Consider the following 9,985-nt stretch of genomic DNA (forward strand, 5'->3'; position numbering starts at 1 on the left):
TCTTACGGGGCAGTACCTCATACTGCTTTTCTCATTGCCCTATCCGGGCGTACGTTATGAATATGATTCTGGTCAACATGGGTACTGATGACATATTCATATTTCCCTTTTAGTACTTCGTCAGCAAATTCTTTGCCGAGCTTATGTGCGGTTTCAGCGTCAACCTCTCCAGGCTTAAAAGATTGAATTAAATGAAATGCCAGATTGTTGCCTTTATCCATCACGTTCTTTTTACCTTCATCTCTGGTGAAAGCAAATTCCAGATCAGCAGATTCTGGGGAACAGGCAAAACTGGAAATCAGTAATTTTTCTTCGGTTTTGTCCGGATTCATAATATAGTCCAGCGCTTTTTTGTCAGTTACTTTAATGGGGAAGATTTTAATATATGCCATATCTCGCTTACCATCCTTTTCAATTCTTCCATTTCTTCCGGGTACAAATCACCGGTGGTATTTACCTTTTTTGCAATCTGGTTGATGTTTACACCGATTTTGTGCATCTCTTCGTACATCTGCTTGATCGGGGTTGTGTCGGTGTTGATGATATAGCCGTCGATAGCCATTTTTTTAAGATAGGCGCCCATGTTTCTGGTCTTTGACAGAATCATCTTTTGGCGGATCAGCTTCTTTTCCTCTGGAGTAACACAAAACAATATTTGGATGTTTCTTTTTCTGTTTGACATGTCTATTTTCTCCTTCTGTACGTAATTCGGTTTTGGGGTGCTTCGGGGTTTTCAATTTAGGGAACCCTGCCCTAAATTGCCATTTTTGCGGAAGTGTATATACACTTCCTGTCCTTGCTGCTGTTCTACCCTCTAATAGATAAATTCAGGTGAAATAGAAAATTGCAAAAGAATTTGAGAAACTGAACAGGTAGTGCAGCTCATGAAAATGTGGTATGATTATTGTCAAGATACGAGAACATCCAGAGGTGAAAAAAAGAGTGGATAGAGAAGAAATTTTTGAATATGTGAAAAAGCAGTATGGAACAATACCTGAATATTTGTGGAGCAGTTCTCCGGATAGTGCAGTGCTTCGCCATCATAATGGAAAATGGTATGCGGTGATCATGAATGTTGAGAGATCCAAACTTGGATTGGATGGAGATGATACCGTGGAAATTATAGATGTTAAATGTGATCCGGAAATGACAGGAATGATTATCCAGACCTATGGTTTTCTGCCGGGCTATCACATGAATAAGCAGCATTGGATTACGATTTTGTTGGATGGAATAGTAGGAGAATCGAAAATATTGGATTTTCTGGATATGAGTTATGATTTGATTGATAGAATGCAGAAATGATAAAAAGAAAATTTCTCAAAACTATTCTTATTGATATATAAAGAAACTTTGTGAATAATGCAAAAACAGCATGAGCTATTTCAATAATGGCGATAGGGATTATATGTAACAGTGCCTGCCATTTCGTATTTACATTTCATAAAAAGAAAGAGTATTCTGATTTTCAAGAGCAGAATAATGGGAAGGAGTATGAGTGATTCTATGATGAATATACATTTCCTTACGATCTTACGGGAAGATGAATTTCGTGAGTTGAAGAAAGTTTTTCCGCATGATAACGAATTATTACACAGTATCAGATCAATCCGATACTGTAAAGCAGAAGTGTTTCGGGATTGTATTCTGGGAACCTTGCGAGTACCGGAAAAAAATGAAATACGTACACCACATGTTGTTTGTGGATTTTACCTGACAGATAAAGAACTTTTTTTAATTGAGGACAGTGGGAAACTGAAACACTGGATAGAGAAAAAGGAAGAAGAGTTTCAGGAGCTGAAATCGCCGGATCAGTTTCTTCTTAAGATGATGGAACTGATGATTGAATATGATCTTCTATATTTATTACATTTGGAAAAAGAAATTGAAAAGATGGAAGATCAGCTCATAAAAAGTGTTCCAGATAATTTCTTTACGGTTCTTACAAAGTATCGACAGAAACTATCTGAGCTGGATGCATATTATGAACAGCTGGCTATGATTGGTGATCTATTACAGTCTCAAGATGGACTGACTATTATCCATAATACAGAATCGTGGAATCGTTATGCACTCAGGACAGAACGACTGCATAACCATGTGCATTTGCTTAGAGAAAATATACTGCAGTTACGTGAACTGTATCAATCTCAGCAGGATGCACAACAGAATAAAATTATGTGTATATTGACAGTTGTGACAACCTTATTCCTGCCACTTACACTTTTGACCGGCTGGTATGGGATGAATTTTGTAAATATGCCTGAGCTGCAGTGGAAATACGGATATGTTGCAGTGATTGCAATTGCAGTAATTACAATTATTCTGGAACTCATTTATTTTAAAAAGAAAAAATTGTTGTAGGATAAGATTATCCGTAGAGAGTAAAAGATTTTTTTCAGAATTAGGTATTCATTAAAATAGGCTGCACACAATTTTGTATGCAGCCGAATCTATATGAAGAGGTGCCTTTTTCCTCTTTGGCAATGTTAGTTTTTGTTATATTTTTATAACCAGAAACGGTTGGAAAAGCATCCACGCATAACGGATACAATTCCCTGAAGGATCAGGAAAAATCCGATTACCCAGGCCATAGCTGCAATACTTGCAAATGGATGTGTGAAAGACAGAAAACCAATCACAGTCAGCAGGATTCCAAGTACCGTAAACCAGCCCCAGCCTCTTACTCCCAGTTTTTGAAGGTCAAAGGAATTAACCAGTTTGGTGATACCTGAAAAAATCAGCCACATTCCTAAAATAAAGGAGATTGTCATTGCTGTAAACCATCCATTTCCCAAAATGAATAAAGACATCAGTACGGTCAGAATGCCGTCAGCAAGAAACCAGCCAGATCCTGCCATATAATCATGACCGGCTGCAAATATCACTATATCTATAATGCCGGAAAACATCATGGCAACTCCAAAGATAATGGGAAGACCATAAAGAATTTCTCCGGGATTCCTCAAACATCCAATCCCGGTTATAATCAGAAAGATTCCGGCTAAAATCCATAATACTTTTGATGTCGTTTTACTCATATCAAAAACCTCTTTCCCAATTGTGTTTAGCTTTTAAAACAGGCAGGGGTTTTATTCCCTGCCCGTTTGAGATTAACCTTCAATGGCAATATAATGGGAGTTGTTTTCTACTGTCTTCTGCTCTTTTGGAACAGTAAAGGAAAGAATACCATTTTCAAATTTCGGATGGATGTCTTCTCTCTGAACATTATTTCCTACATAAAAGCTCCTGCTTACATTTCCGGCATAACGCTCTCGGCGGATATATTTTCCTTCCTTATCCTTTTCATCTTTATCAAGACCTTTTGCGGCACTTACCGTTACATAACCGTTTTCAAGCTGGATCTGAATCTCATCTTTCTTAAATCCCGGAAGATCAATGGCCACTTCGTAAGTGTTGTCTTTTTCCTTTACATCGGTCTTCATGATATGGGGAGCATGTTTCCCATACAATTTTTTATCGATGTCCGGAAAAGCAAAATCATCCATAAAATCATCAAATAAACTTTCTCCAAAAATATTAGGCATTAACATAAGTCATATCTCCTTTCATGACATAAACTAAAGTTTGCACTATCGGAGAAACCCGAAGTGTTGATTTATGAATATCAGGAAGAGAAATCATTTCCTCTTCCTTTGTTCTATGCGTAATATAACATATGAATTAGCACTCGTCAATAGAGAGTGCTAATAATTATGTGAAGATTTTGTGAATTATAAGAAATTATATGACTACTGATATTAGATCCAGCGGCATTGATTCCAAATGTTAATCATTATTTGAGCAGAAACAGAATGCCATGTTTCATGGGATTGGAAAAACAGACTGCGAGTGCTATACTTAACGGGATTAATATGATAATAAAGAGGCGATCATGATGATGAAAAAGAAAGAAATCCTGCAGAGCCTGTTGAAATTGGTGGTTATCGTATTTGCAGCCACCGTACTTGGGAAGATTTTTACAGGGCTTGGATTTCCAGAAACGAATATTGTTGTGATGTATCTTCTGGCTGTTCTTCTGGTTGCGAGATTTACATCAGGATATCAGTATGGGATTTTATCTGCAGTAGTTTCACTCCTATGTTACAATTATTTTTTTACGGAACCCTATCATACGCTTGCAGTAAATGATCCCGGGTATCTGATTACTTTTTCCATTATGCTGACAACTTCCATTCTTACAAGTGCCCTGACAACAAAAGAAAAGCTTTTAACGGAAGAAGCAAATGAAAGAGGGAAAGAAAGCCAGATCTTATATATGCTTTCCAGTAAGTTGTCTGATGCGGCGGATATGGAAGCTGTTCTCAGAATTGCAGCAGAAAGTATCAGTCATCTGCTTCAGGTAAATGTCGGATGCATTTATGTTGGAAGGCAGTCTGAACCGATCTTCATCCAGCAGTCCGGAAAAGAGCAGATTCACAGAAGCGTGCCGGATGCAGATGAGATTCGGAAGAGATATACAAATCTTCGAACCGAATATCTGGAAGAAGAGGACACTTATGGGTACCCGGTCAACGGACGGGAGCATTTGCTGGCAGTTGTTAAAATTGATAAAACCGTAAATGAAGAACATCTGCAGGAAAAGAAAAAGTTACTGCATTCTATTATGGAGAATGTTTCCATGGCAATGGATCGGATTGAAGTAACGATAGAAAGAGTTCGTGACAGAGAAAGCATGGAACGAGAGAGAACGTGCGAATCTTTTGCGTGCAATCTCTCATGATCTCAGGACACCACTGTCGGGTATCATGGGGACATCGGAAATGCTGATGGATATGACTGACAAAGAAGACAGACGTCAGGAACTGCTTCAAGGTATTTATCAGGACGCAGACTGGCTGAAATCATTAGTGGAAAATATATTAAGCCTGACCAGGCTGCAGGATGGTAAAATTGTGATACAAAAAGAAATGGAAGCAATCGAAGAGGTGATTGGCTGTGCAGTTGCTCATGTGGAACGGAGCTTTCCGGAGCGGGAGATACAGGTAGAGATACCGGAAGAGTTCCGGCTAGTGCCGATGGATGCAAAGCTGATTGAGCAGGTAATTACCAATCTGTTGGACAATGCAGTGAAACACACAAGACCGCAGGAAGCCATTACTGTTTCTGCCAGTTACACAGAAGATGAACTACTGGTTTCTGTCCGGGACGAAGGAGAGGGAATTGCTGAAGCAGACGTTTCCAATCTATTTAAAATATTTTACACTTCCAAGACTCGTTCAGTTGATGTGAAAAGAGGAATCGGGCTGGGGCTTACGATCTGTGAGACGGTGGTAAATGCCCATGGCGGAACGATCATCGGGCGGAACCGGACGGATAGAAAGGGAGCAGAGTTTATCTTTACATTACCTCTCACGGAAGGAGGAAGAAAAATTGTTTAAAGAAAAAATATTGACCCGGAAGAAGATATGTCATGGAAAAAGTATCTGGTAAGTGTACTGGCATTTTCCGGATTTGGACTTCTGGTACTGTTTCTTTTACAGGTGTTCCAGAAATTCCTCCCATTTAATCCCCAGCATATAGAGGGAATGAGTTGGGATCTGTCACTGAATACTGCCATCAGTTTTGTGACAAATACAAACTGGCAGGCATACAGTGGAGAATCACAGCTCAGCTATCTGTCTCAGGCTCTGGGGCTGACGGTTCAGAATTTTGTGACACCGGCTACTGGTATTGCAGTTTTATATGCTCTGATCCGTGGTTTTACCAGAGTAAAAGGAAAAGGCGTGGGAAATTTCTGGACAGACCTGACAAGATCCACCCTGTATGTTTTAATGCCGCTTTCTCTGGCAGGTGCACTTATGATTGCTTCTCAGGGTGTTCCACAGACATGGAAAGCTGCAGAAACTGTAGAATTGATGGAGCCGGTTGCTTTTGATGCTGATGGCAACTATCTGGAGGATGCCAGAATAAACGGAGATACCGTAACGGTAGATGGAGAGGTTGTAGAGGATGCGGAAGTTGTTACAGAGGAAATCGTTCCTCTCGGTTTTGCGGCAAGTCAGATTGCTATTAAACAGCTGGGTACCAATGGCGGTGGATATTATGGTGTAAACTCTGCACATCCGCTGGAAAATCCGAATTGGTTCAGCAATTTACTTGAGATGCTGTTTTTGCTTCTGATACCTGCGTCATTATGCTTTTCATTTGGCCGTGACGTAAAAGACAAAAAGCAGGGAATTGCAGTTTTTATGGCGATGTTTCTGATGTTAATTGCGGCAATGTCTGTAGTAGCAGTGAATGAGCAGTCCGCATCTACGGTCCTTACAGAAAATGAATATGTAGATACTTCCACTGACGGACAGGCTGGTGGAAATATGGAAGGAAAAGAAGCAAGATTCGGTATCGGTTCCTCTGTCACATGGGCAACATGGACGACGGCAGCATCCAATGGTTCCGTAAACTCTATGCATGACAGCTATACGCCTCTTGGCGGTATGATCACAATGCTTCTGATGCAGCTTGGTGAAGTAGTATTCGGAGGCGTAGGGTGTGGACTTTACGGTATGCTTGGATTTGCAATATTAACTGTATTTATTGCAGGATTGATGGTCGGAAGAACACCGGAATACCTGGGAAAGAAGATTGAGCCTTATGAAATGAAATGGGCAGTCCTGGTATGCCTTGCCACACCAATCGCCATATTGGTATTCAGTGGAATAGCAGCAGCGGTTCCATCCGTTGCAGAAAGCCTGAATAACTCCGGGGCACATGGTTTTTCTGAAATGCTGTATGCATATTCATCAGCCGGAGGAAACAATGGTTCTGCATTTGCCGGTTTTGGCGCAGATACTCCATTTTTGAATCTTACTCTTGGTGGTGCAATGCTCCTGGCAAGATTCCTCCCAATTACAGGAATCCTTGCAATCGCAGGAAGCATGGTACAGAAAAAGAAACTGGCAGTTACAGCAGGAACCTTATCTACCAGTAATGGAATGTTTGTATTCCTGCTGATCGTGATCGTGCTGCTGATTGGTGCTTTGAGTTTCTTCCCGGCACTGGCATTGGGACCGATTGCAGAGTTTGTTGGATAAAAATCAGGAATAATCGAATGATTTGATCATATGGAGGAATCAAAAATGGCAGAAAAACAAAAAACTGCCCTCTCTGATAAAAAAATGATGATGAGGGCAATCAAAGATTCATTTATTAAGTTAAAACCGAAAACGCAGGCAGGCAATCCGGTCATGCTTCTGGTTTACCTGTCGGCAATCATGACTACCGGACTCTGGCTTATTTCTCTGATTTTCGGAATTGGAGATGCACCGACCGGCTATACCTGTGCGGTTGCAGTGATCCTGTGGTTTACGGTATTGTTTGCAAATTTTGCAGAAGCGATTGCAGAAGGAAGAGGTAAGGCACAGGCAGATTCTTTGAGAAAAGCAAAGAAAGACGTAGATGCCCATAAGATCCCGTCACCGGATCAGAAAGAAAGGATTACAGTTATTCCGTCCACAAGCCTTAAAAAAGGAGATTTGGTTCTGGTAAAGGCAGGGGAACAGATTCCAGGTGATGGAGAAGTTGTGGATGGTGCTGCATCTGTGGATGAAAGTGCAATTACCGGTGAGTCTGCACCGGTAATTCGTGAGAGTGGCGGAGACAGGAGTGCCGTAACAGGCGGAACCACTGTGCTGTCTGACTGGATTGTTGTGAGAATTACCAGTGAAGCAGGGGAAACCTTTATGGACAAGATGATTGCCATGGTAGAAGGAGCAAATCGTAAGAAGACACCGAATGAGATTGCATTGCAGATTTTTCTTGTTGCATTGTCCATCGTATTTATTATGGTAACCATGTCCCTTTATACATACTCTATGTTCTCTGCAGAGCAGGCAGGAATACCGAATCCTACATCCATTACGACCCTTGTTGCATTGCTGGTCTGCCTGGCACCGACAACCATTGGTGCGCTGCTTTCTGCAATCGGCATTGCAGGTATGAGCCGTCTGAACCAGGCTAATGTGCTGGCAATGAGTGGAAGAGCCATTGAAGCGGCAGGTGATGTAGATATTCTGATGCTGGATAAGACAGGAACGATTACTCTGGGAAACCGTCGTGCAGATGCCTTTATTCCGGTAGATGGAGCTTCGGAAAAGGAACTGGCGGATGCAGCACAACTGTCTTCCCTGGCAGATGAAACGCCGGAAGGAAGAAGTGTTGTAGTTTTGGCAAAAGAAAAGTTTGGAATCCGGGAAAGAAGTCTTTCTGATAAAAATATGGAATTTGTCCCATTTACCGCAGTGACCCGGATGAGCGGTGTGAATTTTGCAGGGACAGAAATCCGAAAAGGAGCTGCAGATGCAATTAAAGATTACGTGGTAAAAGGCGGAGAAATTTATTCTCCGGAGTGTGATCATATTGTGAAAGAGATTTCATCCAAAGGAGGAACACCTCTGGTGGTGGCCAAGAACCATATCGTTTTAGGCGTCATTTACCTGAAAGATATTATAAAAGACGGTGTGCAGGAAAAGTTTGCGGATCTTCGTAAGATAGAGAAAGAAAAAAAGCTATGGTCGCAGACAACCATTTCAGACATGTTAAAAAATGAGGTCTATCTGGGAAAAACTGTGTGGAGTAAAAAAAGAGTTGCAGTAACTGGAAGTACCAAACTTGCCAAAAATGACAGAGAGGATTGGATTATTGTAGAAGGAACACATGAACCAATCGTGTCAGAGGAATTATTTGCAAAGGCGAATGAGATGGCATTTTCAAAAGAAAAACGTCCATACAAACCAAAGAAAAAAAGTCATGCAATTTTGATGTGTCCATCATGTGGTAGACGGTTGGACTTAACGGGATCTGGTAAATCGTATCGCTGTCCACAAGCACACATGACCGGACTTCCAGAGTGTTCCAACAGCAAGATGGACAAAGTGGAATTGGAGGAAACGGTTTTAGCCTGTGCCAGAAACATGGTTCGGTTTATATCAGATAATCTGGAAAAGAAGAAAAAAGTGTGGCTGGAAACATCTATTCAGGAAGAAAAGCTCTCTACTCTGGCGAGCGAAAAGAAGCGTCTGTCATCCAGAAAGATGAAATTATATTCTGATTACAGAATGGGAAGTCTTACGAAAGACCAGTATATCTCAGAGCTGGAGATAACAACAAAACGCATTGCTGAAATTGATCAGTGTATTCCGGAGATTGAAAATGAAATTGAAGAAGCCCGGAAAAAGATTGAGGAAGCAGGAGCGAAACAGGCAGAGCTGAATGATATTGCAGCATTACAGTCTTTTGATAAAAACGTGCTGTACAAGATTATTGATAAAGTGTATGTCTATGGCGGCGGAAGAATAGAGATCATCTGGAAAATGGATGATATTTTCTTTGTGGGAGATAAGAGTAAAGTCATAGATGTGAATGAGAAAAAAGATGAGTAATTATTTGCAGGAGCATCGCCAGGGAAAACTGGCGGTGCTTTTTGCAAGAAAAACATATTTTTTTTAGTCTTATATTGACAAAAGCAGAGACTATCGGCTTAACCTGGTCAGATGTGGATATGAAGAACCGGGAGATTCATGTAGGTGGACAGCTTGTGTATTATGAAGGTGATGAAGGATATTGTTTCCATGATTCAGTAACTAAAACGGATGCAGGAATCAGAGATATTCCTATGACACAGATGGTATATGATGCGTTCCGTAAACAGAGAGAACTGAACCTGATGCTTGGTTTACAGAGTAATGTAGATATTGGTGGACGCAGTGGATTCATCTTCAATACAAAGCATGGACGTCCGATCATGCCGGCGGGAGTGAACAGCTTTCTGAAAAATATTGTCAATGCCTATAATAAGAAAGAAAGCAAACTGGCAGAAGAAGAGAAGCGAGAGCCGGAGCTGATGCCTCCTATTTCATCGCATACTCTTCGTCATACGGGATGTACCAGGCTGGGTGAGAACAATGTCAATCCCAAAGTTATGCAGTATGTGATGGGGTGCTGGATGTCCGGTGGAGATCCGTTT

At 41.0% G+C, this 9,985-nt stretch carries 10 protein-coding genes and 1 pseudogene; 7 read left to right on the plus strand and 4 right to left on the minus strand.

Annotated features, from left to right (window positions below):
- Positions 1-53: 53 nt before the first annotated feature.
- A pseudogene (locus QVP40_RS01030) lies at positions 54-392 on the minus strand (relaxase/mobilization nuclease domain-containing protein); the annotation flags it as partial.
- Positions 359-682 carry a MobC family plasmid mobilization relaxosome protein gene (locus tag QVP40_RS01035; RefSeq protein ID WP_022066659.1) on the minus strand — a complete coding sequence of 108 codons (324 nt, stop codon included), beginning with the start codon at positions 680-682 and terminating at the stop codon, positions 359-361. The pseudogene QVP40_RS01030 and the gene QVP40_RS01035, both read right to left, overlap by 34 nt.
- A 260-nt stretch (positions 683-942) precedes the next feature.
- On the opposite strand from QVP40_RS01035, the gene QVP40_RS01040 reads away from it, so the two are divergent.
- Together QVP40_RS01040 and QVP40_RS01045 are read left to right on the plus strand one after the other, a co-directional pair.
- Positions 943-1,305 (plus strand): MmcQ/YjbR family DNA-binding protein, encoded by a 363-nt coding sequence (locus QVP40_RS01040; RefSeq protein ID WP_173752644.1) that lies wholly within the window; start codon positions 943-945, stop codon positions 1,303-1,305.
- 189 nt (positions 1,306-1,494) lie between these two features.
- A complete protein-coding gene (locus tag QVP40_RS01045; protein ID WP_022066661.1) occupies positions 1,495-2,364 on the plus strand; it encodes a magnesium transporter CorA family protein in 870 nt (289 codons plus the stop codon).
- A gap of 143 nt (positions 2,365-2,507) precedes the next feature.
- On the opposite strand, the gene QVP40_RS01050 is transcribed toward QVP40_RS01045, so the two are convergent.
- Positions 2,508-3,041, minus strand: a complete 534-nt coding sequence (locus QVP40_RS01050; RefSeq protein WP_022066662.1) for an HdeD family acid-resistance protein — start codon at positions 3,039-3,041, stop codon at positions 2,508-2,510.
- Positions 3,042-3,113: 72 nt separating this feature from the next.
- On the minus strand, positions 3,114-3,554 hold the full coding sequence (locus QVP40_RS01055) for an Hsp20/alpha crystallin family protein (RefSeq protein ID WP_022066663.1): 441 nt from the start codon (positions 3,552-3,554) through the stop codon (positions 3,114-3,116).
- A 341-nt stretch (positions 3,555-3,895) separates the two neighbouring features.
- Between QVP40_RS01055 and QVP40_RS01060 the strand changes: the two genes are divergently transcribed.
- From QVP40_RS01060 to QVP40_RS01080, 5 genes are all read left to right on the plus strand, one after another.
- On the plus strand, positions 3,896-4,744 hold the full coding sequence (locus tag QVP40_RS01060) for a DUF4118 domain-containing protein (protein ID WP_022066665.1): 849 nt from the start codon (positions 3,896-3,898) through the stop codon (positions 4,742-4,744).
- Positions 4,745-4,769: 25 nt separating this feature from the next.
- The gene (locus QVP40_RS01065; protein WP_243873698.1) at positions 4,770-5,402 is read left to right on the plus strand and encodes a sensor histidine kinase; all 633 of its coding nucleotides are present in this window, start codon (positions 4,770-4,772) and stop codon (positions 5,400-5,402) included.
- A 27-nt stretch (positions 5,403-5,429) separates the two neighbouring features.
- Positions 5,430-7,055 carry a potassium-transporting ATPase subunit KdpA gene (gene kdpA, locus QVP40_RS01070; RefSeq protein ID WP_022066667.1) on the plus strand — a complete coding sequence of 542 codons (1,626 nt, stop codon included), beginning with the start codon at positions 5,430-5,432 and terminating at the stop codon, positions 7,053-7,055.
- A 45-nt stretch (positions 7,056-7,100) separates the two neighbouring features.
- Positions 7,101-9,401 carry a potassium-transporting ATPase subunit KdpB gene (kdpB, locus tag QVP40_RS01075; RefSeq protein ID WP_022066668.1) on the plus strand — a complete coding sequence of 767 codons (2,301 nt, stop codon included), beginning with the start codon at positions 7,101-7,103 and terminating at the stop codon, positions 9,399-9,401.
- Between the two features lie 74 nt (positions 9,402-9,475).
- Positions 9,476-9,985 (plus strand): tyrosine-type recombinase/integrase (locus tag QVP40_RS01080; RefSeq protein WP_288200098.1); only part of this gene is annotated, 510 nt, incomplete at its 3' end.

Source organism: Blautia sp. CAG:257, from assembly GCF_000433815.1.
In the GTDB taxonomy this organism is placed as follows: Bacteria; Bacillota; Clostridia; order Lachnospirales; family Lachnospiraceae; genus Blautia_A; species Blautia_A caecimuris.

Excerpts from the sequence above, each read along its gene's own strand:
- QVP40_RS01035 (WP_022066659.1), bottom strand. The coding sequence starts at position 682 with ATGTCAAACAGAAAAAGAAACATCCAAATATTGTTTTGTGTTACTCCA.
- QVP40_RS01045 (WP_022066661.1), top strand. The coding sequence starts at position 1,495 with ATGAGTGATTCTATGATGAATATACATTTCCTTACGATCTTACGGGAA.
- QVP40_RS01050 (WP_022066662.1), bottom strand. The coding sequence starts at position 3,041 with ATGAGTAAAACGACATCAAAAGTATTATGGATTTTAGCCGGAATCTTT.
- QVP40_RS01055 (WP_022066663.1), bottom strand. The coding sequence starts at position 3,554 with ATGTTAATGCCTAATATTTTTGGAGAAAGTTTATTTGATGATTTTATG.
- QVP40_RS01060 (WP_022066665.1), top strand. The coding sequence starts at position 3,896 with ATGATGATGAAAAAGAAAGAAATCCTGCAGAGCCTGTTGAAATTGGTG.
- QVP40_RS01065 (WP_243873698.1), top strand. The coding sequence starts at position 4,770 with ATGGGGACATCGGAAATGCTGATGGATATGACTGACAAAGAAGACAGA.
- kdpA (WP_022066667.1), top strand. The coding sequence starts at position 5,430 with ATGTCATGGAAAAAGTATCTGGTAAGTGTACTGGCATTTTCCGGATTT.
- kdpB (WP_022066668.1), top strand. The coding sequence starts at position 7,101 with ATGGCAGAAAAACAAAAAACTGCCCTCTCTGATAAAAAAATGATGATG.